This is a genomic window from Planctomycetaceae bacterium, from assembly GCA_041398825.1.
Classification (GTDB): domain Bacteria; phylum Planctomycetota; class Planctomycetia; order Planctomycetales; family Planctomycetaceae; genus F1-80-MAGs062.
This window is the reverse complement of record JAWKTX010000017.1, coordinates 35116-60022: the sequence shown is the minus strand read 5'-3', so window position 1 is coordinate 60022 and position 24907 is coordinate 35116. Positions and strand designations below refer to the sequence as shown.

Genomic DNA, 24907 nt, shown 5'->3' with positions numbered 1-24907 from the left:
ATAGTACTTCCGCGACTCCCCGCCTGCGTCGGGCAGATTCCTGCCATCGAAAGATCACTCAGTACATTCAGTCCATGGATTGAACTCACGGCCGGATCAAACCAACGACAGCTCACGCTATGAAAGCGGATCCAGGCAATCGGGCACAAAACCCCTACTCGGCTCCCGCAGCCAGAGAGGCGTGGAATCCCCAATTCATCAAACCCTCACGGCGCGAACTGGCTGATCTTTTTCAGGCGTGGATCAGCAACGAAATCTCCAATACTCAGTTCCACTCATCGCTTGAGACGTTTTTTGACTGTCAAGATGATGTGATCGAATGGTGCCTTTGGGAATTTCCGCCGTCATGGGATCCCGGTGCAGAGTACCATCGCCCAGAGACGCGCGAACAATGGGAGTTTGCTCAAAGGGTGATTCTGTTGCTGCATTCCGGATTTGAGATGAAATCGACCACTAAAATACGGTGGAGTCTTTGGCAGATTCCCGCACTCCTGATCGTTATGGGAGTGACGTGGGCGGTTATGCGATGGCCAGCGCTGGATGTCTGGCGGCTCACGGTGTTCCCAATTGCGTTCATCTCCGCACAACTCAATCGCGTGCGCAGTCAAATTGAAACAGCTTCAGAAGCAGATCCGTTGACCGCGCCGTTCAGGTCGATCGAAGACCTGGAACAGGCGGGCAGGCATTCTCCGGATTTTGTTTGGCGGCCATTCCCAGAGACGACCGCCAGCACTCAACCCGCCCGATTTCAGGGTGGTAGGCCTGTCGCAGGCAAAGCGCAGAATTTGTTGATAATGGCCCTGCTCTGGATGGTTTCCTGTCCCGTCAGCATTCTCGCCCAATGCTTTCCCATCCGTTCGGAAGAAAGCGTTCCGGTTCCCTCAGACAACTGACCGCACCGACATCGCTCCAGTTCAGGAAACGGTGTTCATGGCCGTGTTCACCATTCGGTCTGCCTGCTGCTGCCCGATCGTGAAATGGTCTGCATCAACGCGAAACCCATGACAACCAACGCGGACGCATGCAGACCCGGGACTCGTACGATCGTGATAACGCCCGCTCAACCTTAACGGCTATTTCGCTAACGAATTCTTTGACTTGGACAGATTCAGGGTCACCGGGCTGAATGGGACCGAGATTTGCAAATCAACCTGAACATCCCCCGCAAGTTGTGACGCCATCGCGGCCAGTTGTTCGCTGCCCACGGCCTTGTACGAATCAGTCAATTCCTGCCAGGCAAATCGCCTCACCGGTGAGGGCATGATTCTTGCCGCCCGCTCCAGATGACTGATCGCCTCCGGATGTCGATCAAGCGTCTTCAGTGCGATTCCCATCAGCAGATGGCGCGGGCCATCCAGCACGGTCGATTCCGGCATGCATTCCAGTTCGGCGATCGCTTTTTCGGGCATGTCCAGATCCAGATAACCGTCTGCGGACATCAATCGTCGAACGGTTTTTGGGGTAATCTGAATTCGCATAGCGGCCAGCTCCTTAGTCTGCTTTGAACGAACTTTGACGTCCGATTGTGCTTTTTACGATTCCCAGCAGGACTTGCAACAAGTGACTTCCGTTGTGTTGTCCTTCTGACACCAGAATTAAGCAAGTGTCGCGCCAAACAGCAGGCGATTCAGCATTTTTTCTGTAACCTCCTATTTACAAAACACTTACAACACCGAAGGACGACTGAACCGGGGAGACCTGACTGCCAAAACTACAATTCGATGAATGAGTTTTCCGAATTTGCGGGCGAATTGAAACGCTTCCATTGCAATAGTTACCAAACCGCTCCGGTTCCAGCGAGAAAAAGTTGTCGTACCAGACCAACATGACGTAAGTCAAAGCGGCTGTGGAATTCCGGCGAAACGAACCGATGTATTTCCGCAGAGACGAGGCGGAAACAAGGGGTAAGTTCGAGGTAGCAATGCTGGAAGTCCTGGTGGCGGCGTTCCTGGTGCCGATGGCAATTTCGGCCATCGTAGTCCCGTTTATTCGTGGGCTTGCGCCAACCCTTGGACTCATCGACCAACCAGGGCACAGGAAGGTGCATGTGCAGCCAACCCCGCGGAGCGGCGGAATTGCTGTCTGGCTGGGAATCGTGCTGACCATTCTCATCGGGGTGCTCGGATGGAAACTGCAATGGCCCGGATTTGCCGCCCGTCTTGAAACGCTGACGGATTCCATGACTGGAAACCCCGAACGGATGCGTCAGCTGATGGCCGTTGCTGTGGGAGGATGCCTTCTTTTCTTTGTGGGTCTTGCTGATGATCGATTCAACCTTTCCTGGAAGATCAGGCTTGGTATTCAGTTGTCAGTTGCGGCAGGAGTCTCCCTTGCCGGCGTTCGGGCAACGATCTTTGTATCGCAACCCTGGATCGGCCTGTGTGTCAGCATCCTCTGGATCATGATTCTGACAAACGCCATGAATTTCCTTGACAACATGGATGCGTTGTCGGCGGGAATCGGCGTAATCGCATCTTTAATCTTCGCGGTCATCCTTGTAGTGCTGCTGCACAATCCTGTCTGGTCCGTGGCCATCGCGCTGGTGATGCTTGCTGGTTCACTCACAGGATTCTTATTCTGGAACCGCCCACCTGCCTCTATTTTCATGGGCGACTGTGGCAGTAATCTCATTGGGTTCCTTCTGGCGACATTGACGATCGTCGGAACCTTCTACGACCACTCCGGCAGCCGACATGTCATTCTCGCTCCGTTGTGCGTTCTGGCGATTCCCCTGTACGACTTCAGTACAGTCATTCTGATTCGACTCCGGCAGGGTCGAAGCCCTTTCCATGGAGACAAGAGCCACTTTTCTCATCGACTCGTTGAACTCGGCCTGCGTCCCGGGCCAGCGGTTCTGACAATTCATCTCGCCACTCTGATGACAGGACTTGGCGGCGTTCTGCTTTATAAGGTCTCCGACTGGTCGGGCGCAGTGGTTGTCCTGAGTCTGATCGTCTGCGTGTTATGCATTGTTGCAATTCTGGAGACCGTGGGGCGAAGATCAGTCAATCAGATGACGGCGATCAAGGCCACGCAGGAAGCCAACCATAACATGGCGGGTGCAGGCGGTCCTGATGTCGCTGTGACCAGTCCATCATGAAACGCTCTGTCTTTGGACTCATCGCGGCCATCATTACGGCCAACATGCTCTGGGCTTCAGAAGAAGCCTACGATGGTGCGGGCCTGCACTGGGTCGTCCTGTGGGGAATGGTGGGCCTGCTCGCTTCGCTGAACCAGTTCAGCCGCATGCGGTCTGATGATGCAATACAGCCAGCCGACGGTCCTGCAAACAAAACCTTCCGAACTGCACAACTGGCTGACATTGGCTGGATGTTGATTGCTGTCGGTCAGTGGATTTCAACAGCGAGACTGTTCCGAACCGGAGGCGATCGAAGAACAGCGTTGAATTTATCGCTGGAGTGGTTTGCACTGGCCATCGCGTGGTGGGTGTTCCGGCAGTTGCAGCGACATCACGACCAACGACGCCAGCTTGGTATCCTGTTCGCGTGCCTGATCGCCGGAATTGCAACCTATGGTCTGTGGCAGCATCATGTTATCTACGTCCAACAATCTGATTGGTACACAGGTATCCGCAACGAACTCGATGAGCTCGCAGGGTCAGATAACCCCGCATCGTTTGGCCAGATTGCGAAACTCAAGTCCGAATTGCAGCAGAATGGCATCCCACTCTCCGGCACGGACCGAATTCTTTGGGAAAACCGACTGCTGAACAGCACTGAGCCGACAGGCACCTTCGCCCTGGCAAATACGCTGGCAGGCTTGCTGGGTGTGGGATTGGTGATGATTGCGGGCCAGCTGGCAAACGAATGGATGAAGAGCGTCCATCGTCGCAAACTGCAAATGCTCTACCTGTGCATCGTCTTCACTCTGGCTGGCTATTGCTTCGTCCTGACAAAAAGCCGTACGGCCTGGATCGCCACGCTGGTCGGTTTCGTCATCCTGTTTGCTCAAAGAAGACGAACCCCTGCATCCACGAGACGAGCGTTCAGAATTGCGGTCTTCGCCGGCGCTACGATGCTTCTGACATCCGCAATTGCAGCAGCCACAGGCGCTCTGGACAAAGAGGTCCTTCTCGAATCGCCTCGATCTCTGCAGTTCCGTCTTCTGTATTGGCTGGGCACCAGGGATGTCCTCCTGGAGTCCCCTGTATTTGGAGCTGGTCCCGGCAATTTCCGGCAGGCATACCTGAGACATAAGCCACCTGAATCCAGCGAAGAAATCCGCGATCCGCATAACATGCTGCTGGAAGCTTGGACATCCGGCGGGCTGATGAGTCTTGTTGGGATAATTCTGTGTTCGACCGCGTGGGGAATCAGTTTCCGCCACTCACGAAGTAGCGACCGTGAGCAGAATGAACGTTTGAATAAGCGAGTCACAGATTCGGAAGTAACTGAGTCAGCGGATGCGTTCAATATTGAGGGAGCGTTGTGGAAAGCCTGCGTAACTGGATTTCTCCTGCATTCCGTCTGGCAATGGTTGAATGGCCGAGACTTTTCTGACGCGATTGATCCGTTCCTGCTGGTTCCGTTCACTTCAGTGGCAGGATGCTGGATTCTTACGAGATCGATTCGACCAAGACGATCGCCTCAGAAAGAAGGACAGCAAGGCCGGAATGAATCGGGGTTCGAACCGATGTCGAACCGAATCTGCCTGGCTGCCTCCGCTGTACTGGGCATACATCTGCTTGGCGCGGGTGGTTTCCAGATGCCATCCGTCATGCTGGTGTTTGCAGCGATGCTGACCGGTGCCACTGGCAGCGATCCTGTTCTACCGCCCGCCCAAAATAATGCTGCTGAAAAGAGCAATTTGTCAACAAGGCTTGCAGCCACAACAAATCTGGTCCTCTGTACGATCGGGCTGTTTGTCAGCATACGGTTTGGCTTGATGCCCGTTCGGGAATCTGAGCAATTCTCACAGCAGGCTCAGTTCGCGCTGATCGATGGTAATACATCGACCGCTGTCGCTTTTTTCAAAAAAGCGGCCTCTGCAGACCCATTTGGCGTGCATCCGCGCCAACAGATCGCAGAACTCGAAACGTACAGGCTTCAGGAAATGGTCCGTCAGCAAGTGCAGGGTCACTCGGCAAGCGTGCCACCGGATGAAAGGCGGGAGATCAACCCGGCTCTCACTCGGCAGTTCAAACTGGCATTGCGGGCCTGTGAGAATCTGGAAAATGCTGATCTTCAGAGTGTTGTTGTGCCAAGACTGCGATCTGAATGCGAATACGCTATGTTCGAAGGCACAGGCGACCGCAGTCATCTCGGTAAAGCAGTAGAACATCTGCAGGAAGTTGTCAGAATGTATCCGACAAATCCGGTCGACTTGTGGAGACTGGCGATAACAGCGGCTGACGATTCGCAACGATTGCCCCTGGCAAAAAATGCGGCTGCAAAGGCCGTCCTGCAGGATGAAATCAATCACAAATGGGGTCACATCGATCGATACCTGTCTGAAGATCAACTATCTCAGTTAGAGTCCATCCTGAATCAGTAATTCGTACAGAACGCACGCATCTCCGTTGATAACGGGGCAATGGCCCTCAAGGTAATGCAAATGAATAAGTCTATCGTGGTTGCAGTTGGAGTCGTGGGCCTGATCGGCGCTGGTATCGTGTTGTTTCTTTCCGATGGACAGTCGACTGAGAAACTGCTTTCTGATCCATCAACACCATCCGCTGAATATCCCTGGCTGCCCGGCAATCAGCCTGATTTGGCAGCGGACGATCACGCAGGTCACGATCATTCGCTAAGTGGCCCCGAGGCAGATGATGAAAAAGAAAAGCCCCGACCAAAGATTGCAGGAAAGGGCCCCTATCCCAAAGCGGAAGTTCCGGAGACATTGTTTGACTTCGGTCGACAGCTTCTGCATTCTGAACCTGGACAACACGATTTCACGATCCGAAATACCGGCGAAGCCGATCTCGAACTCGTCGCTGGCGAAGCAACCTGTCAATGCACATCGTTCGACGTGAACAAAGCCCGGATTGCACCAGGTGAGGAAGCCATTGTCCATATTCAATGGAAAGCAGAGCGACGTGATGTCACGTTCAGACATGGCGGACCGGTCTATACCAACGACCCCGAGAATCCAGAGATCACGTTCAATGTGACCGGAGCGATTGACGAAGCTGTCGAGATTCTTCCCAGCAGCCAATGGGACGTCGGCAACGTCTATGCCGACCGGAACGGTAAAGTGCAAACAGCATTTGCATCCAGAATGGTGGATTCGTTCGAAATTGAATCCATCGAAGCAGATTCGGAATTCATTACTGTCGAGACGACTCCTATGAGTCAGGAAATGCTCGCGCGCGATGACTGGCGCTGTGGCTATTCCCTCACCGTCACGGTCTCCAACGAGATCCCCAATGGTTCGTTCCAGGGAAAAGTGAGTGCAAAACTCTCCTGCTCTGATGAAAAACTCATCATCCCCGTGACCGCCCGCAAGCAGGGACGGATCCGATGCCTGCCGATGCCGGGCACGTTCTTCGATCCTGAAATCATGCTCCTGAAACTGGGTGTATTCTCAGCCAGTGAAAGCAGAAGCGGTAAGATTCTGTTGCTGGTTGACCAGGAGGGACTCGAAGGGCCGCTCGAAATCACGAACCTGGAAGCCAGCCCTGGCTTTGTCAAAGCAACGATTGAACCGGACGGTGACCAGTCAGGTCCAAAACGACGTTATATTCTGACCGTTGAGGTACCGGCGGGAAAGCCACGCGTCAAACACACGATGGGAAACCTAGCATCACTGCGAATTGAAACGAACCACCCCAAAGGTGAGACCATACCACTCGATATTCTGTTCTCAACGAACTGAACAAGGCCATTCTTTTGACACGATACTTTCGCACAACTCTGCTTGTCATTATCGCATGTGGATCTGCTTCTCACGCGGACGACGCCCGATTTGAGTCGAGATTCATATTTCCGCTCGACGCTCAACACAATCACGCGGCCGGAATCACAGAACTCACTGGCGGCAGCCTTCTGGTCTCGTGGTATCGCGGATCCGGCGAACGAAAGGCGGATGACGTTGCCGTCTTTGGTTCAAGACTTGTGCAGCCGGGTGACAGTCACAAGGCAGAATGGTCTGAGCCGTTCATCATGGCAGACACTCCCGGGTTTCCGGACTGCAACACCTGTCTGATGACCGATCATCAGGGTCGGGTATGGCTGTTCTGGCCCGTCATCATCGCAAATTCCTGGGAATCCTGCATCACAAGATTTCGAGTTGCGGATTTACCAGAGGGAGACGGAAGCCCTCAATGGTCGCGCGATGAAATGATCCTGCTGAAACCAGACGACTTCTCCATGGAAGCCTCCCTTGAACTGGACAAGCTGGTTGCAGACATCAAACGCCCGCTCACCGATCACGAATCCAAAGTTGTGCGAATCGTCAAAGAACGGCTGCCGGATAAAATGTACCAGAGACTGGGATGGCAACCCCGATGCAAGCCCACCGTATTACCTTCGGGGCGGATTCTTTTGCCGCTCTATTCTGACACTTATTCGCTGTCTCTGATGGCGGTGAGTGACGATCAGGGGGCATCGTGGTACGCCAGCAAATTGCTTGTCGGTTTCGGGGCAATTCAGCCATCCGTCATTCGGAGAAATGACGGCACTCTGGTCGCACTGATGAGAGAGAATGGTTATACCGGTCATATCCGCCAATGCGAATCTCATGATGACGGGCTCACCTGGGGTGACGTCACCGTCAGCCGGATCCCAAACCCCGGATCCGGCTTGGACACAGTCCGACTCCGGAATGGCAACTGGGTTCTTGTTTGCAACGATACATCAGAGGGACGACACCGGTTGAGCGTCCTGTTGTCGGAGGACGAAGGTCAATCATGGCCCACACGTCGGACTCTGGAAGACAATGAATCCGGTTCGTTCCATTACCCTGCCATCATTCAGTCAAAGGATGGCCAAATCCATGTGGTGTACAGCTACTTCGTTGAAGAGGGCAAAACCATCAAACACGCCACTTTCAACGAAGACTGGATTCGCAGCAATCGAACTGCTATTCACCAGTGAATTAATGTTCGCTAAGGTCCGTGGCACCGTTCAACCGTCGTCGTCTATCTGTACCGGAAGTCATTATGCGAGGCTCTTCGCTGGTCGCAATCGGCATTATTCTGCTCGTGGGTGCCCTGGCCCTGGTCTTTCTTTTTCCCGACCAGGCTCCAGATGGAGCGACCAACCGCGAGCCGGAATCGAATGTTGTGACAGACTCCCCTGGCGAGAAAAATTCTTCGCCCGTTGCCTCAGCGGAAAGCAGTGAGTCAAAATCCCATGCCGCCGCAGATCCAGAACCGCAGGAATCCACGAACGCAAAGTCAACGGCAGGCCATGATGAGACCAGCGATCAGCAGAAGTTTGTCCCCAGGAAGGAAGAGTTGAAATTCGTTTCCTGGCCCGTGCCCAAAGCAGGTCTCGTCATCACGGGAGAACAACTGGGTTACTTCGAACCGTGCGGTTGCACAGCCAACCAGTTGGGTGGCATGAATCGACGCGCGTCCTTGACGGACAAGCTTCGGGAACTCGGATGGACGGCTCGCGGAATTGATCTGGGCAGTATGTCACGTCGTTCGGTACGACAGTCGCAGATTAAGTTCGAAATCACGCTTCAGGCACTTCGTGAAATGAAGTACGTCGCTATCGGTCTCGGACCTGAAGAACTGCGTCTGGATCCTGGCTACCTGATCTCTCAGCACACCACAGACGGTGATCTGCCAATCGCTTTCGTCAGTTCCAATCTCACGTTTTTCGGCACGCCGGATTTGGGTACGCCCCTCCCATGGAAAGTTGTTGACATCAACGGGGTCAAAGTTGGGATGACAAGCGTGATGAGCGATTCGCGGCGACGCGAAGTGATTCCCGACCGAAGTCCGGAAGACGCTGCCAACGCAGACATCCAATGGCTCGATCCCGTAGAATCACTCAAGAAGGCATTGGAACATTTTGAAGGCGAAGGGGTTCAATTCAAAGTCTTGCTGAGCCAGTCAAGCGTTGATGAATCACGCGATTTTGCGAGACAGTTTCCGGCCTTTGATATCGTCGTCACCAGCAAAGGGTTTGGAGACGGCGAACAAGAAGCCGAAATGATCGGAACCACCCGCTTACTGCAGGTTGGCGAAAAAGGAAAACATGCCGGTGTTGTGGGGCTGTACCCGGACCACCCGGATCAACCCGTTCGATTCGAACTCGTCACGCTGTCCGGCGAAAATTTTGGTGAATCCGAAACCATGATACGACTGATGCAAACGTATCAGGATCAACTAAAAGACGAACGGATGGTGACAGCAGACGGCCCCGTCAGTCACCCCACCGGTGCGCAGTTTGTTGGAGCCGCAAAATGCGGCGAATGCCACACGAAGGCCTTCGAAGTGTTCGAAAAAACAGCACACGCCGATGCCTTCAAGAGCCTGGACCCGCATTATCAACGAGAAGGATTTGAACGACTGAACGGCATCATTCGGACACACGACCCTGAATGCCTGGCATGCCACGTGACCGGCTGGGAACCCAAAGAGTATCTGCGGTTTCGATCCGGGTTTATCAATGAAGACATGGCAGAGACAGACGAAGACAAGCTGCTTCAATCGTTGCTCGCGGGAAATCAGTGCGAAAACTGTCATGGGCCGGGAAGTCAGCACATTGAACAGATTGAAGCCGACAACATCGAAGCCGCACGCAGCCTGATGAAAGTGCCCCTGAGTGAATCCGGATGCGTGAAATGTCACGATGGAGAAAACAGCCCGGACTTCAACTTCGAAGAATACTGGGAAGCCATCAAACACCCTGGCCTTGATTGATTTCGTGAGCAATCTGAATCTATTCCTCGAAGCGCTTACACAGCTGGGAATCGACACGGTTCCGCAGGAGTACATCCAACTGCTTCGGAACTTCCCCGCTGAACTCGCCAATCAATCCCGCTCACCGCACCAGCATACAGACGATGCCTGCGTCAGCGATCTTGAACTGCTGAACCATCCCGACGATATCGTCACCATCAACCTGGAAGCTCGCAGTCACTGCATCGCCGATCCTGATGGCAATGAATTCCACTGGCCGGACCAATTACTGATCATCGGTGAGAATGGCGAAGGCGACTATTACTGTCTGGATTCGACCGGCGAACATTCCGGCGTCCTGCAGTACAGACACGTACTGGTCGAATTCGATCTGATCACCGATTCACTCGACGAATACGTCGAACTCCTCAAAGAGGCTTACAGCGCTGGCAATGCGATCGGCGAATCCTGACTGGCACCGCCGCCATGATGCCCGCATCCAGATGATCTCTGCAATTCAGGTACGTTAACGTCGCAGCTACAGCAGAGAACGATGCGGCGTTTCCCTCGCGCTAAGTGTGAGTCGGCACTTGCAAGCCGCATATCCCGTGCGTGATCTGATGGGGTGAGTTTCCGGGGATCGATGCATGTGATTAGACTACGAAGCAACGACGCATTGTGACGCGATGAGTCGCCGAACAGGGTCTGCAGGATGACCCATCGAACAGAAAGATCGAACCAATCGAAAGGTTGTTCTGATGAAATTCATCGGACCAGTTCTTTGTCTTGTCGCTGCCGCACTTTCGGTGTCTGTGAGTCCCGTCGTTCGGGGCGACGATCGGCCGAATCTGATCTGGATCATGGCGGATGACCTGGGCTACGGAGATTTGGGCTGTTATGGTCAGAAAGTGATTCAAACCCCGAATCTGGACCGAATGGCATCCGAAGGAATGCGTTTCACGCAGTTCTATGCAGGAGCCACGGTTTGTGCGCCATCGCGGTCGGTTCTGATGACCGGCCAGCATCATGGACACACACGCGTGCGCGGGAACGCCGGCCAGAGTAACCCCATTGCACAGGCACTGCGAGAAGACGACGTCACCGTCGCCAGGGCTTTGAATGACGCGGGATACAAGACAGCACTGGTCGGCAAATGGGGCCTGGGTGACATTGGTGCGGCAGAAAGCGGTCTGCCTCGCAAACAGGGCTTCGACTATTTCTTTGGATACCTGAATCAGCGACACGCTCACAACCATTTCCCAGATTTCCTCTGGCGAAACGAGCAGAAGATTTCGCTGCCAAACAAGATCACTCCGGTAGGCGACGACGGTGCCGGCTATGCCGACGAAGCAGTGCTGTATGCCGACGATCTGTTTGCGGATGAAGCACTGAAATTTGTGGCCAACAATCAGAACAATCCATTCTTTCTTTACTGGTGCATGGTCATTCCGCATGCCAACAACGAACGAACCCGCGCATTGAAGGATGGTGCGCACGTACCGGATAATGGGCCCTATGAAGATGAAGATTGGCCTCAGCCCGATAAAGGACAGGCTTCGATGATTACGCGGCTGGACAGCTATGTCGGCCGCATGATGGACCAGCTGGATCGACTGGGTCTGGCAGAAAACACGCTGGTAATTTTCACAAGCGACAACGGCCCTCACAATGAGAGCAATCACAATCTGGAGCGATTCGATCCCAACGGTCCATTAACCGGCATCAAGCGAGCACTGACCGATGGCGGAATTCGTGTCCCCATGATTGCTCGGTGGCCCGGCAAGATTCTGCCTGGGCAGGTCAGTGACCACGTCGGCTATTCAGGCGACTGGTTCGCAACAGCAGCGGAACTCGCCCACGCCAACACGCCCTCCAGTCTGGACAGCATCAGCTTTGTCCCGGAACTTCTGGGGCATTCCGACAAGCAGCTTCAGCACGAGCATATTTACTGGGAGTTCCACGAACGAGGATTCAGTCAGGCGGTGCTTTTTCAGGGACGATGGAAGGCAATCCGCATGAAAGACGCCGGTGCTCCGGTGCAATTATTTGATACGCATCAGGACATCGGGGAATTGGTCGATGTCGCAGAAAGGCATCCCGAGCTGGCCAGGCAGCTGGATGAATGGCTGAAGTCGGCACGCAGCGATTCTGAAGACTGGCCCGTGAAATCCGGAAAGTAGCCGAACGCCGCCCTGCTCTGCACCCTAACCTAACTGTCCGTTGAAGAATGGGGACATGCACGGTGGACGGCTGTAAACCGTCGTGTTGTCAGGTCTCTGCTCATGCCAGTCCCGTTCTTCAGCAGGCTACTAAACTAAACCAACGTCACAGCAAGAAGACCCAGGATGCGAGGTTCGAAGGTCATGCAGATTACGCAGCGATTGACAGTATTCGCCCTGGCGTTGTTGCCATTCGCCGTTCAGGCGTCTGACCAATCGGCCCGGACTGCGGCAGCACCCCCTCTGCCCAACGCTCATGCTCACAACGACTATTTGCACGAACGACCATTGCATGATGCCCTGGACTTTGGCTTTACAAGTATCGAAGCCGACATTTTCCTGATTGAAGGCCAGCTGCTGGTCGCTCACAGCCCCCTGGAACTGCATCCGGAGCGAACTCTGGAGCAACTTTATCTGAAGCCACTGCAGCAGATCGCCCATCGCAGAAACGGACGCATTTTTCCGAAACCGCAGCAGCTAACACTGCTGATCGACATCAAAAACAAGGGGAAACAGACGTGGGTGGTTCTCGACCAGCTTTTGTCGAAATATGACCATCTGATCTCACAAACCATCGACGGAGAACGTGTGGAAAGAGCCATCACTGTGATTATCAGCGGTGATCGACCCATGAACGAAATTGCTGGCTCAAATCCGCGACGTGCCGGCATTGATGGCCGTTTGAGCGACCTGGACAGCCGTCATTCGGCAGATCTCATGCCTTTGATCAGCGATCATTGGGGGAATCATTTCAAGTACCAGGGTTCGGGTGAAATGACAGAAGATGAATTGAAGAAGCTGAAGAACATGACGTCTCAGGTTCACAGAAGCGGACGACGAATTCGATTCTGGGCGACGCCGGAAAGTCCGGACCTCTGGAAGAGGCTTCGCCAGAATCACGTCGATCTGATAGGCACGGACGATCTGAGTCAGCTAAGTCAGTTCCTATCGCAGGCATCACATTAATCCCCGGAGTCAATCGTGGGCCGGGATCCATTTTCCTTTTTCAGGGATCACTCTATGAGAACACATCCGTCGGTCTTCGTTCGCATGCTTATCGCAGCTGCGACCCTCGCTGTTGCCTGCAGACCACAACCGGTCGCCGCACAGAACGCAGAACTGGATCATGCCGCCCCTGCAACCACGTCAGTCGCCGCTGCCGTGCTCGACTTGCGCAAGCTGAAACTCCCTCGGGAAGCTGAACCCGTCAGCGAGCCACGCCTGGCTTCTGTGCATTATCACCAGCAGGCGGACGTGAAAACCGCATTCAGCCATGTGAAAACTCAACTGATTTCACTTGGGTGTGAAGAGATTCCAGGGGGATACGAAACCGAGCAATACTGCGCGACGACATTTCAGAAACAACAGTTTCGCATCTCTGTCATGGTCCTGCCGCACAGCCAGCCGGATCAGGTGAGCGTCAATGTTAGCAATCACGGAAACATCGACCTGACGGCACTTCCAAAGCCCAAAGACACAACCCTTCAGTTTTCGAACGCTGCAATGGCAATGTACGAAGTGCCCGGGTCGCAGGAAAAAATCAGGCAGGAAGTCATGGGCGCCATGACAAATCAAAAATGGCTTCCATACGGCACGGCAGGCGATCAAATGTTCTTTCGACAGAATGCTATTGTCGCCAGCGTGAACTGCATCACGGCGCCGGCACAGGACAATAAGATCCTTCTGCAATACGCCAGCCAGCTGGTCTCGGCAGAAATCCCATTGCCGCCAAATGCATCCAATGCACACTATGCGGATGTAACACGGGAGTTATCATTTTCGACAACCGACGACGTCAATGCCGTCGGGAAGTTCTACCAGAATTCACTGGCCGCAGATGGATGGGAACCAACCACGGAAGCACCACTGGCCATCGATTTCGAATTTGTTCAGATCTTCCGTCGCCGGGACGGACAGCAGATGCGACTGTTGATGAAAGACATCAAAGACGAAGGCCGTCGAGATGTGCGTATGAAGTTATGGATGGATAAGGTTGAACAATAAATTAAGCTCGTCATAGTGCCCTGAACTGTTCGGGTCATCGAAATCTGTGACGAGAGGTCATGCCATGTTTTCTATCTGCAGGTCTTGCTGCCTGGCCGTTCTTTTGTTTGTCCCATTCAGCATCGCACGATCGTGCGAAGTCGATCCTGCAAAGGACGTGAAGGTCCAATCCGCAAAGCAGCGACCAAATATCCTGTTTATCTACACCGACGATCATTCGTATCGTACCGTTGGGTGCTATCCTCAGGCCTGGCCGTGGGTCAACACACCGCACATGGATCAGCTGGCCGAAGACGGCATACGCTTCGAATACGCCTACATTGGCACATGGTGCATGCCTTCGCGGGCAGGACTATTGACGGGACATCACCCATATGGTGTTCAGTCAATGAAAATGGAAGGCACCTATCCGGGCAGTACATACGACCCGAATCAGTGCCCATTCTGGCCAGCAGTTTTTCGCAGAAACGGCTACACCACCGCACAGATTGGCAAGTGGCACACAGGAACCGACACCGGGGCGAAGCGGGACTGGGACCATCAGATTGTCTGGAACCGACCTCGCTACCCTGAAAACGCAGGCAACTATTTCTACGACCAGATCATCGAAACGAATGGCGGCCCGGGCAAAATCACAAAGGGATACAGCACCGACAATTACACCAACTGGGCCGAAGACTTCATTCGAGGCGAAAACCGGGACGGGGAGAAGCCGTGGTATCTCTGGGTTTGCTACGGTGCGGTCCACGGCCCCTTCACTCCCGCTGTCCGGCATCGCGAAGATTATCCGGGCATCTCGATTCCTGCACCAAAAGACATTTTCCCACCGCGGCCCGGCAAACCCGCCTACATGCAGATGGTTGAGAAATGGGTCCCTGATGCCGATGGGAATCCCGTCATGAAAGGAGCCTTCGGCGGAAAAACCGTAGAAGGAACAAAGAGCATTCACGGCAACACACTGAGTGACTGGGTGCGGCAGTACAATCAGGGCGTTCGAGCACTGGATGATGGTGTGGGCCGCCTGGTTTCGGCTCTCAAAGAATCCGGCCAGTACGACAATACCCTGATCGTCTTTACTTCCGATCAGGGATTTGCCTGGGGACAGCACGGATTTGCAAACAAGCTTGCCCCCTATGATGCGACAATTCGATCTCCCATGATTGTCAGTATGCCGAGTCGGCTTCCGAAAGGAAAAGTCGTTCCACACCCGGTCAGCGGAATCGACCTGGTCCCCACATTCTTTTCTTTTGCCGGCATCGAATTGCCCTGGAAGATGCATGGCCACAACCTGAAGCCACTGCTGGAGAATCCAGACGGCGAGTGGCAGTATCCCTCGTTGACGGCATTCACGGCCCGAAGTTATGGCGCTGACACCAATCGCTATCCCGTAGGTACCGATGCCGCCCACATCGACAACATTCCCTGGTATTTCATGCTGCGGCAACACCAGTACAAATACATTCGTACGCTTGTCGAGAACGAAACAGAAGAATTGTACGACCTGACGGCTGATCCCGATGAACTCGTCAACCTGGCAGCACATCCTGAATTGAAAGATGTCCTGTCCCGGATGCGTGAGGCGACCATTCAGGAACTGCGTCGCACCGATGCCGGCATCGCAGACCATCTTCCCAGGGTCAGGCTGCCCTGATCGGAACCGCCAGTGGTGAAAGAATTGTGTCTCCCGGAATGAAGCGAACTTCATGACGGTCTTCGCCTCGCGGTTTCCACATCACGCACTTCGAACCGCTGACTGTCCGACGAACATTTCACTATTCATCTGCACGGGATTTTGAACATGCCGATCTGCATTCGGGTAGTCACGGGAATCTGGATCCTGTTTTGCGCTTCGGCAGTGTCATTGGCCCAGCGCCCCAACATCCTGCTGATCGTGAGCGACGATCAGCGTCCGGATACGATTCACGCACTCGGAAACGAGATCATCAGAACTCCCCACCTGGATCAGCTGGTTCGTACCGGAACAACCTTTACGCGAGCAACCTGCGCAAACCCAATCTGCACCCCAAGTCGCGCGGAAATCCTGACAGGATGCAGCGGCTTCCGAATGGGCGTTCGGGACTTTGGCGGCACCATTGACAAGACGGCGCCGCGCATGGCAAGCTGGTTCGCCGGGAATGGCTACAGCACGTGGTATGTTGGAAAATGGCATAACGACGGTCAGCCGAAAGATCACGGATACCAGCAAACGAGGGGACTCTTTACCGGCGGTGGTGCAAAGTTCGCCACGCCGCAGATCGATTTTTCCGGACGACCAGTCACAGGGTATCGAGGCTGGATTTTTCGCGACAGGAACGGAGCCCCTCAACCGGAAAAAGGTGTCGGACTCACAGGTGAGATCAGTCGCCATTTTACCCAGGCGGCCATTCAGGCCATTGACGATTCCATGGCGCTGGACAGCCCGTTTTTCGTGCACGTCAATTTCACGTCTCCACACGACCCACTGATGATCCCACCTGGCTGGTCTGATCAGTACAAGCCCGAAGATATCCCCGTCCCATCAAACTTTCTGACGCAACATCCTTTCGACCATGGTAATTTCCAGGGTCGTGACGAACAGCTGTTTCAATGGCCTCGAACACCCGAAGAGACGCAGCGAGAACTCGCCGCGTATTACGCAGTTATTTCTTACATGGATTCGCAGATCGGACAGATCCAGCAGCACCTGCGGGATTTGAACCTGTATCAGGAAACCATCATCGTCTTTACTAGTGACCACGGTCTGGCTATTGGCAGCCACGGACTCCGCGGTAAACAGAATATGTATGAACACACCATTGGAGTCCCGCTTATTTTCACCGGACCTGGCATACCAGAGGGCCAGCAATCACAGGTCCAGTGCTATCTGCGGGATTTGTTTCCGACTATTTGCGAGCTTGCTGGATTCGAAGCGCCGGTTGAAGAGATTGACGGTCGCAGTTTGAAGTCGGCGGTGAAAGGCTCCGAAGATCAGATTTATCCATTTGTGACGGGATACTTCCGAGACAGCCAGCGCATGATCCGAACGGAACGCTGGAAATACGTCGAATACCCAATCGTCATGAAACAGCAATTGTTTGACTTAGTGAATGATCCACATGAACGAAACGATCTGAGTCAGGCTATTGAATACTCGGACACGTTGTCAGACCTTCGAAATCAGATGACGACATACTTCAGCAACTTTAGCAACGGTTTCCCTTAGCGTCAGCTAAGTTAAGAGACGCCTGCCGAAGAATAAGAACACCGTCCCTGATAAAGAGCGTCTGAACACCCACAGAGGAACTTGCAGCAAGGGAAATACATCAAGGGACGCGCACCAACATAAGACTTCCGAAGAACCTGACATTCCCGCGGAATCTGCTTCGCAGAATGCCATCGATTCTGGTTCTTGAAATGCCTCGTTATTAGTTATTCGATGAACCCTCTTCTTGTTTTTTAACTCCAAGTGAGACTTTTATGCCCATCCATCGGCGAAGCCACACGCCTGTCGTAGCCGTTTTTTTGATCCTTCAGTCACTGCTGCCATCCACGACCGAGGCAGTTGCCTCCTCAGCAGATGAACCATCGCAAACAAGAATCATTCTGGTGGCCGGAGAGACGGCAAAAGTGGATAAGCCGGGGCATCACGATTACCTGGCAGGTTGCGACTGCCTGGCACTTCTGCTGAGACAGACGCCCGGCGTTGTAACGGTTCGTATCAACGATGGATGGCCCCAGGATGAATCACTCTTCGACGGAGCCGCGGCCATCGTGTTCTATACCGACGGTGGTGGAAAGCAGGCATTTCTGAAGACGCCAAACCGAATCGCCCGGATGCAGGCACTGGTTGATGCCGGCGTGGGAATCGTAATGATTCATCAGGCCGTAGACTTCCCCGATGATCATCTCTCACAGGCAAAAACCTGGATTGGAGGCGTCTATGCGAAAGGAAAATCAGGTCGAGGACACTGGGACAGCGCTCATGTTGACTTCCCGAAGCATGAAGTGTGCCGCGGAGTTACGGCATGGCAGATCAATGATGGATGGTTAAATGGGTTGCAGTTTGTCCAGGACATGAAAGGCATCACCCCCCTCGTCTGGTCCGGCAGGGAATATACAGAAAGCCGCACAGGTATCGACGCTCATATCGTCGCATGGACCTATGATCGTCCAAATGGTGGCCGTTCATTCTCGTTCACAGGCCTCGATGCCCATTCCGCGTGGGAACGAACCGGCATGCGGCAACTTGTCATCAATGGAATTCTGTGGTCGGCAGGAGTGATGATTCCCGACACCGGTGCTCCATCCACGATTGAACAATCACAACTTGATGGGCTACTCACACCTCGCCAGCCCGCGAAGACGGACGCCAGGAAGAGCATCCCGAAAAAGAAGGCCTCAGCAGAAGCGGTTGAGACGCGATAGTACGCCTCCGCCATCATTGGCGGTTGAATCAACCAAAATGTTTCAGTGCCAGATCCTTGACTCCTCTCAGGTCAAGTTTTCCGGTGCCAAGCAACGGAACTTGTTCAACTTCCAAAAAGCTATCCTGACTCGGAATCCACAGATTTGGCAGGCCCGCGGCTTTCAGTTCATCGGTCACCTGCCGAATCGATTTCTTCACGGGCTTATGCAGAACAATCAGGCGTTCGCCTTTGGAAGCATCAGGGACGGCCGTCACCGCGCAGAGAATGCCCGGTTCGTCCGAAGGATCGTCGTCCATAATGCGGGTTAATTCAGCTTCGATTCGAAGGTGGGGAACCATCTCACCACCGATCTTGGAAAATCGACTCTGGCGGCCCGTAATCCGGATAAAGCCTTCATCATCAATCAGAGCCAGATCCCCCGTTGTGTACCATCCATCCTGAATCAACTCTGCAGATTTCTCCGGATGATTCAGGTATCCAAGCATCACGTTGGGTCCTTTAATCTTCAGCATGCCTTCCTGATTTGTTCCCAGACGTTCATTGGTCTCGGTATGGAAGACAGCGGCCACAGAACCCGGAATCACTCGGCCAACCGTTCCGTGTTTTGTTGAGGTCTGCCCGGAATACTCTGTGCCAAGTCGCGAAGCCGGAATATTCACTGAAGCGACAGGTGACAATTCGGTCGTCCCGTATCCCTCGCTGGGCTCGAACCCGTACTTCTCCCGGAACGCGTCGCGCAAATCGTCGGGGAGTTTTTCTGCACCAACGATCACCAGGTTCAGCGACTTCAATTCCTCGGTGGAGCATCGCTTCATGTACGAACGAAGGAATGTGGGAGTCGCCAGCAAGATGGTCGCTTTATACTTTTCGATGAGCTTTCCAACGGTTCGGGAATCGAGCGGATTGAAGTGGTAGATGACGCCAGGATCTGTACAAAGTGGCAGCCACATCGAAATGGTAAAACCAAACGAATGGAAGAACGGAAGTACACCCAGCAGCATATCCGTTGTTTTCAGATTCAGCAGTTGTCGAACGGCTGCCAGATTAGAGCCAATGTTATTCTGTGACAGCATGACGCCTTTGGGTTCGCCGGTGGAACCTGAAGTGAAGATAACAGACATCAGGTCGTCGGGCTTAATTCTGTCAAGCCCCAGCTTCCGACACAACATCCGAAATGGCATCAACCTGGCAGTCAGAAATGCCAGAGCCTTCTCCATTCCACTGATTTGTTCTTTCAGGTCCTCAAGATAAATCAGTTCAGCATCAAGGTTCATCGGCTTCTTTTCCAGAAATCGACGACTGGTCAGAACCTGTTTGACACCTGCTTCGCGGATACAGTAATTAACGACATCATCCGACAGCGTGTAATTCAGATTGACAGCCACCTTACCAGACAACGCCACAGCAGCGTTGGCCAGCAGGCCCCCGGAGGACGGCGGCAGGAGCAAGCCAACCATCGTGACATCAGGCTTCAGAACCGAAGTCGTCAGCAGTTTATGAAACGCCAGCGATCCGGTCAGTAAACGTCCTCCCGTTAATTCCGCTCCGGCTGAGTCCGCAGCTTTGATTCGATTCCATCCCAGACGACATTGTCGTATGAACTGCATTGCCGGAATCATCATTCGTTCCTTTCTGCGTTCCAATGATTTTGTGCCGAGGTCCAGCACAGCGTGCCGGACGATATCAACATCTTCCACTCTATGCACAGGCGAGCCGAAAGAAATTGAAACCGGATAGGGCCAGTGACTGGGCTTCTTCCAGAAGAACCGCCCTCGTTCATAGCTGAAAACGCTCCCCCACAGCTCATCAAGGTAAACAGGAATTACAGGAGCATCGGTTCCCTTCAGGATTTTGACCAGTCCCCGTTCAAACTTCTGCAGCTGCCCGGTGCGAGTAATTTGACCTTCAGCAAAAATGCAAACCAGTTCCCCCGCGATCAATGCATCGCGGGCGGTGTTCAACGATTGCATCAATGCTCTGGGACCATCTCCCGCGCGAATCGGAATGATACCGAACAAATTCGCAAGCCATTTGATCCACGGCCCCTGTATGTAATCTGCGTAGGCGACCATGCGAATATTGCGGGAACTCGCCAGCAGCAGCAATACACCATCCAGCCAGGAGACGTGATTTGCCACCAGCAATGCCCCGCCCTGCTCCGGCACATTCTCGATGTCATAACATCGCACACGATAGACAAATCGGCTCAGCATCCAGACCACAAATCGAACGGTGGCTTGTGGCAGCAGCCACACCACATAGTACAAAATTGGCAGAATACCGATGCCGCAGACTAAAAAGATCTGAGCGGCCGACAATTGAAGTGGTCCGCGCATTAGCCAGAACAGTCCGGCGACAACAACCATACCAATAGCGGTCAGCTGATTCCCCGCTGCCAGAATCGCCCCCAGTTTGCCATGAGGGCTGCGTTCCTGAAGCCAGGCATTCAGCGGAACATTGAACAGTCCGCCCCCCACACCAATCGTCGCCAGCATCACAGCGGACATCACCGATGAGGACCGGCTGAAGAAGAGACAAACACAGGCAAACGCCATCGTCAACGCACCCAGCGGAACCATCCCCAACTCGACACGACCATTCGACCACCACCCCGCCAGTAAGCTTCCCAGTCCAACACCAACGCTGAGCACTGCCAGAAACAACCCCACCCTGGTCTGACTCAAAAGCAACTCCCGCGTCACAAACGTGTCGATATTCATTTGGGCGAGAGAGGCCAGCGACCAGAAGAATGTAATGCCAAGTGTGACCCGCAGAATCGGGCGATCCAGAAAGACCAGCTTTAAGTCTCGCCAGGCCCACGTGATCGGATTCACAGGGAACGCCAGACCGGGATCTGCCGGACGGACGCGTTGAATCAACCAGCTGCCTGCGACGCCAAGCACGGCCACTGTGAGAAGGGCAATCGCAGGAATCGTCAACCCGAAGTCGGGTGATGAAATCATTCGTTCAGCAAGCTCATTTCCGGCGACCGTTCCCGCAATGACAGCCACCAGAGTTGTCAATGCCACCAGACCGTTGGCAGCCGACAACGATGTCCGCGCCACGAGCTCCGGAATAATGCCGAACTTTGCCGTGCTCAGCAACGCACTTTGGGTTCCCAGCAGAAACAGCACAGCAAACATAGTCGGCAAATGGCCGAAGTGAATCGACCAGACCCCCACACCAACCAGGAAGACCTCCGCTATCTTGAGCAGGATCGTTGATGAGCGTTTGCTGAATCGATCCGCCACCCATCCCGAATATGGAGCGAACAGGACGAATGGCAGAACAAGACTTCCCAGCCCCAGCGACAACATCAGGGATTCCTGCGATTCAACTTCCGATGGCGTCAGACTGCCTGTCCGCAGTTTGGCCTTTGCGATCGGAATAATCAGCCATCGAAACATATTGTCGTTCACCGCCGTCAGAAAAATCATCATCAGGTACCCGACAAACGAAGCCGAAGCAATTCCTGAGTGTGTTTCCGGAACAGCAGTCTCCGAAGAATGTTGAGCTGAATTCATTCGCCAGGTCCGGTTGAGGTTCGGTACGAAATCGTCTGAAGATATGCGTGTGTAAGATAGAACACTCATCGTCAAATCATCAGCGGCCCATCCTGTTTTTCATGGGATCAGGAAAGTTTGAAGGACTGATGACTGCTACGCCGACCGTTCATGTGACAAAGAGCGATATTGAGCCGACGCAAAGAGCAACCATCAAGGGTGGCAGACTGCTGTCGGTTGTGCCGACAGTAGTCAAACCGCACCGAAGACCGTGACCGCACCGCAAGCCTCGCCGGAATCGCTTGCCAGTGCCGTCGCGCTCGCAAAGTTCCATTGCCCGGAAATGCATTGAGGCGGATGCCGCAGTACCGTTACGTCGGTCCTGCAATTGCTACCGGGTGTAGCGACCCTGAAGATTGATGCCGACGCAAGAACAGTCATCGTGTCCGGCGATACTCAAAACTTTGTCATCGAAGACGCCATCGCGGCTTCAAAAGAATGTGGCTTCCCGGCGGAATCCACAGAACTTCTGACGAATCCCTGAAAGTCTGTTTTGTCACTCGACGGGGCTCTGGAAGATCACCGCCTTCATCATACGTCGAGTCCGCGGAGACCACCCAAACCATGCTCGCGCCATGCGGGCATGGTTGCGTGCCGGAGTTCGGACGCACTGTTTCTCCGGCAGCGAGGTACAGAAGCTACCCCAATCGACCGAACTGCTGGTCCAGTGTGTCACGGGTCAGAGTCAAAGCGGTGGGGCGACCATGGGGACAGTGATGAGAATCGTCGACGAGATGGCGTTGCCGAAGAAGTTCCTGCATTTCTTCCAGAGTTAACCGCTGTCCGGATTTAATCGCGGCCCGACATGCCATGGTGTGCAGCATATGATCCAGCAAATCACGTCGGGTTGTTCGACCATCACTTTGTTCAAGCTGCCCGGCCAGATCGCGCACAATGCGGGCCAGATCCCCTCGGGGAATCAGAACCGGATACGAAGTCAGCAGCATGGTTGTCCCACCAAACTCCTCAACTTCGAATCCAATTTCACGAAGCAGATCCTGATACTCCTGCAATACTGCAGCTTCGCCCGCAGAACATTCAATTGGATCAGGGATCAGCAGTTTCTGGCGTTCTATTCCGCCTCCAAGAATGCGGTGCCTCAGGTGTTCGTAGAGAATCCGTTCGTGCAGCGCATGCTGGTCGATGACTTCGAGGCCTTCGTCTGTCGCAACCACCAGATAACAATCGTGAATCTGGAAAGCGCGAAACTCGTCCGCCATGACCATCGGTCCATAACTGCCCGCCGTTGCAGCACCAATGATGGCGTTCGCCGAAAACTCCTCTCTCTCTGCAGTTACTGACGGGCTACCCTGAGGATCAGTGCCGCTACCGACGTTGTTCGGCTCAGCTGCCGGCGACGACGACAATGCCGCCCGCGAATGCTTCTCTGACAGGCCCGCATCAGACGAGCCCTCGGATGGGGACGGCGGGGAGGTCTCATCTGCAAAGATTCCACTTCGCCCACCGGGAGATGCCGGAACGCGAAAACGGTTGTTGTCGGGGAACGGTTGAAATGGCGTGACCAGCGGGCGGGCGTCGTTCGCAGGGATCGATCGATCATTAACGTCCTGCGCGTTGCTGGCCGTCTCAGGAGCGGTGTCCTGAAGCCGGATTGCCTCCGGCGAATCCGTTTGTTGCGCCAGCGGCCCAATCCTCGGCAGCTCTGCTGCAACTGCGTTTTCTGCCCATAACCCAAGCTCGCGAGTTTCGGCAGAAGGACCCGAGATCCGTGAGTTCAACAGTAATGGCTGCCGACCGCGAACCTGCGGCACTTCGATTGTTGAACGGAACTCAAGCTTCAGAAACTTGTCACGCAACGTATGAAGTAACTGTCGATACAGGGTTTGGCTATCCTGGAAACGCACTTCGGTCTTTGTGGGATGAACATTGACGTCCACCAGAGCAGGAGGCAGTTCCAGAAACAGAAAGCTGACTGGATGTCGCCCGACCATCAGCAGACCTCGGTAAGCTTCCTGCAATGCGTGCTGCAGACTTCGATCCTGAATTGAGCGGCCATTCAGGAACAAATACTGGTTTTTACGAGTGGATTTACTGAGCGTTGGCGATCCAACATAGCCCCACAATCGAATTGACTCGCCCGACGGCAGATCAGAAACCGATTCGACAGGAATCAGCTGATCCGCGACTTCAGAACCATAAAATCTCCGAATCCGATCGAGCTGATTGCTGGTTGCTGGTAATTCATACACCAGCTTATCGTTATGCCGCAGCACCATGTGCAACGCGGGATTTGGAAGTGCGATGCGAGCAAAGTATTCACTGATGTGCCCGAACTCCGTGGACGCCTTCTTCATGAACTTGCGTCGCGCGGGCGTGTTGAAGAACAAATGATGGACTTCCATCACCGTACCGACAGGACAACCACATTCTCGCTGAATCGTGATCTGACCTCCGTTGCATTCCAGCTCTCGACCGACAGTTTCGTCCTCCTGTCGTGTTCGAATCCGAAATCGACTCACCGAAGCAATCGACGCCAGGGCTTCTCCACGAAACCCCAGCGAATTCACGTGATCCAGGTCAGCATCACTGCGAATCTTACTTGTCGCGTGGCTCGTGACGGCCAGCAGCATGTCATCTCGATGAATGCCTTCTCCGTTGTCGGAGATTCGAATGAGTTGAAGTCCGCCCTCGTAGATATCAACCTCAACACGCGTTGCTAAAGCGTCAACACTGTTTTCCAGCAATTCCTTGACCACGCTGGCGGGACGTTCAATCACCTCACCTGCAGCAATGCGGTTAATCACATGAGGATCGAGTTGCTGAATGCGAGCCATGGAACCACAAGTTACCAGGAATCCATTGAAGAGCGGCAGAGTCACCTGTTGAGCATCAACGTTGACGCCAGACAGGATCTTAGAAGGTTACCACAACAGATCAATG

General features: G+C 53.9%; 16 protein-coding genes and 1 pseudogene. 14 read left to right on the top strand and 3 right to left on the bottom strand.

Annotation, left to right across the window (positions count from 1 at the left end; genetic code table 11):
• The first annotated feature begins 119 nt into the window (after positions 1 to 119).
• Entirely contained in the window at positions 120 to 893 is a 774-nt protein-coding gene (locus tag R3C20_23325; GenBank protein MEZ6043441.1) for a hypothetical protein, read from the top strand.
• A 180-nt stretch (positions 894 to 1073) separates the two neighbouring features.
• Here the strand turns inward: R3C20_23325 and R3C20_23320 are convergent, their stop codons facing one another.
• On the bottom strand, positions 1074 to 1478 hold the full coding sequence (locus R3C20_23320) for a tetratricopeptide repeat protein (GenBank protein ID MEZ6043440.1): 405 nt from the start codon (positions 1476 to 1478) through the stop codon (positions 1074 to 1076).
• 392 nt (positions 1479 to 1870) lie between these two features.
• Here R3C20_23320 and R3C20_23315 point away from each other — a divergent pair, with 392 nt between their 5' ends.
• The 12 genes from R3C20_23315 to R3C20_23260 all read left to right on the top strand — a co-directional run bounded on the left by R3C20_23315 (position 1871) and on the right by R3C20_23260 (position 18441).
• Complete coding sequence (locus R3C20_23315; GenBank protein ID MEZ6043439.1) at positions 1871 to 3100, top strand: MraY family glycosyltransferase; 1230 nt, start codon at positions 1871 to 1873, stop codon at positions 3098 to 3100.
• A complete protein-coding gene (locus R3C20_23310) occupies positions 3097 to 5514 on the top strand; it encodes an O-antigen ligase family protein (protein MEZ6043438.1) in 2418 nt (805 codons plus the stop codon). The genes R3C20_23315 and R3C20_23310 overlap by 4 nt, the downstream gene beginning before the upstream one ends.
• A 60-nt stretch (positions 5515 to 5574) precedes the next feature.
• Positions 5575 to 6834, top strand: coding sequence for a DUF1573 domain-containing protein (locus R3C20_23305; protein ID MEZ6043437.1), 1260 nt, complete (start codon positions 5575 to 5577; stop codon positions 6832 to 6834).
• Between the two features lie 14 nt (positions 6835 to 6848).
• Positions 6849 to 8054, top strand: coding sequence for a sialidase family protein (locus R3C20_23300; GenBank protein MEZ6043436.1), 1206 nt, complete (start codon positions 6849 to 6851; stop codon positions 8052 to 8054).
• A gap of 20 nt (positions 8055 to 8074) precedes the next feature.
• Positions 8075 to 9835, top strand: a complete 1761-nt coding sequence (locus R3C20_23295; GenBank protein ID MEZ6043435.1) for a multiheme c-type cytochrome — start codon at positions 8075 to 8077, stop codon at positions 9833 to 9835.
• 4 nt (positions 9836 to 9839) lie between these two features.
• Positions 9840 to 10286 carry an SMI1/KNR4 family protein gene (locus tag R3C20_23290; protein ID MEZ6043434.1) on the top strand — a complete coding sequence of 149 codons (447 nt, stop codon included), beginning with the start codon at positions 9840 to 9842 and terminating at the stop codon, positions 10284 to 10286.
• Between the two features lie 286 nt (positions 10287 to 10572).
• Positions 10573 to 11994: an arylsulfatase gene (locus R3C20_23285; protein ID MEZ6043433.1), complete on the top strand. Its 1422-nt coding sequence runs from the start codon at positions 10573 to 10575 to the stop codon at positions 11992 to 11994.
• A gap of 165 nt (positions 11995 to 12159) precedes the next feature.
• Positions 12160 to 12999 carry a phosphatidylinositol-specific phospholipase C/glycerophosphodiester phosphodiesterase family protein gene (locus R3C20_23280; GenBank protein ID MEZ6043432.1) on the top strand — a complete coding sequence of 280 codons (840 nt, stop codon included), beginning with the start codon at positions 12160 to 12162 and terminating at the stop codon, positions 12997 to 12999.
• 54 nt (positions 13000 to 13053) lie between these two features.
• The gene (locus R3C20_23275; GenBank protein ID MEZ6043431.1) at positions 13054 to 14037 is read left to right on the top strand and encodes a hypothetical protein; all 984 of its coding nucleotides are present in this window, start codon (positions 13054 to 13056) and stop codon (positions 14035 to 14037) included.
• Positions 14038 to 14101: 64 nt separating this feature from the next.
• Positions 14102 to 15688, top strand: a complete 1587-nt coding sequence (locus R3C20_23270; GenBank protein ID MEZ6043430.1) for a sulfatase-like hydrolase/transferase — start codon at positions 14102 to 14104, stop codon at positions 15686 to 15688.
• Between the two features lie 147 nt (positions 15689 to 15835).
• Positions 15836 to 17239 carry a sulfatase-like hydrolase/transferase gene (locus tag R3C20_23265; GenBank protein ID MEZ6043429.1) on the top strand — a complete coding sequence of 468 codons (1404 nt, stop codon included), beginning with the start codon at positions 15836 to 15838 and terminating at the stop codon, positions 17237 to 17239.
• Positions 17240 to 17493: 254 nt separating this feature from the next.
• A complete protein-coding gene (locus R3C20_23260) occupies positions 17494 to 18441 on the top strand; it encodes a ThuA domain-containing protein (GenBank protein ID MEZ6043428.1) in 948 nt (315 codons plus the stop codon).
• A 28-nt stretch (positions 18442 to 18469) separates the two neighbouring features.
• Here the strand turns inward: R3C20_23260 and R3C20_23255 are convergent, their stop codons facing one another.
• On the bottom strand, positions 18470 to 21967 hold the full coding sequence (locus R3C20_23255; protein ID MEZ6043427.1) for an acyl-[ACP]--phospholipid O-acyltransferase: 3498 nt from the start codon (positions 21965 to 21967) through the stop codon (positions 18470 to 18472).
• 343 nt (positions 21968 to 22310) lie between these two features.
• Here R3C20_23255 and R3C20_23250 point away from each other — a divergent pair.
• Positions 22311 to 22490, top strand: a pseudogene (locus tag R3C20_23250) (cation transporter).
• Positions 22491 to 22644: 154 nt separating this feature from the next.
• Here R3C20_23250 and mutL read toward each other — a convergent pair.
• Positions 22645 to 24846 carry a DNA mismatch repair endonuclease MutL gene (mutL, locus tag R3C20_23245; GenBank protein ID MEZ6043426.1) on the bottom strand — a complete coding sequence of 734 codons (2202 nt, stop codon included), beginning with the start codon at positions 24844 to 24846 and terminating at the stop codon, positions 22645 to 22647.
• Between the last annotated feature and the right edge of the window lie 61 nt (positions 24847 to 24907).

Coding starts and splice junctions, on each gene's coding strand:
- R3C20_23285 (MEZ6043433.1), top strand. CDS start 10,573: ATGAAATTCATCGGACCAGTTCTTTGTCTTGTCGCTGCCGCACTTTCG.
- R3C20_23270 (MEZ6043430.1), top strand. CDS start 14,102: ATGTTTTCTATCTGCAGGTCTTGCTGCCTGGCCGTTCTTTTGTTTGTC.
- R3C20_23255 (MEZ6043427.1), bottom strand. CDS start 21,967: ATGAATTCAGCTCAACATTCTTCGGAGACTGCTGTTCCGGAAACACAC.
- R3C20_23265 (MEZ6043429.1), top strand. CDS start 15,836: ATGCCGATCTGCATTCGGGTAGTCACGGGAATCTGGATCCTGTTTTGC.
- R3C20_23320 (MEZ6043440.1), bottom strand. CDS start 1,478: ATGCGAATTCAGATTACCCCAAAAACCGTTCGACGATTGATGTCCGCA.
- R3C20_23275 (MEZ6043431.1), top strand. CDS start 13,054: ATGAGAACACATCCGTCGGTCTTCGTTCGCATGCTTATCGCAGCTGCG.
- R3C20_23280 (MEZ6043432.1), top strand. CDS start 12,160: ATGCGAGGTTCGAAGGTCATGCAGATTACGCAGCGATTGACAGTATTC.
- R3C20_23310 (MEZ6043438.1), top strand. CDS start 3,097: ATGAAACGCTCTGTCTTTGGACTCATCGCGGCCATCATTACGGCCAAC.
- R3C20_23315 (MEZ6043439.1), top strand. CDS start 1,871: ATGTATTTCCGCAGAGACGAGGCGGAAACAAGGGGTAAGTTCGAGGTA.
- R3C20_23325 (MEZ6043441.1), top strand. CDS start 120: ATGAAAGCGGATCCAGGCAATCGGGCACAAAACCCCTACTCGGCTCCC.
- R3C20_23260 (MEZ6043428.1), top strand. CDS start 17,494: ATGCCCATCCATCGGCGAAGCCACACGCCTGTCGTAGCCGTTTTTTTG.
- R3C20_23305 (MEZ6043437.1), top strand. CDS start 5,575: ATGAATAAGTCTATCGTGGTTGCAGTTGGAGTCGTGGGCCTGATCGGC.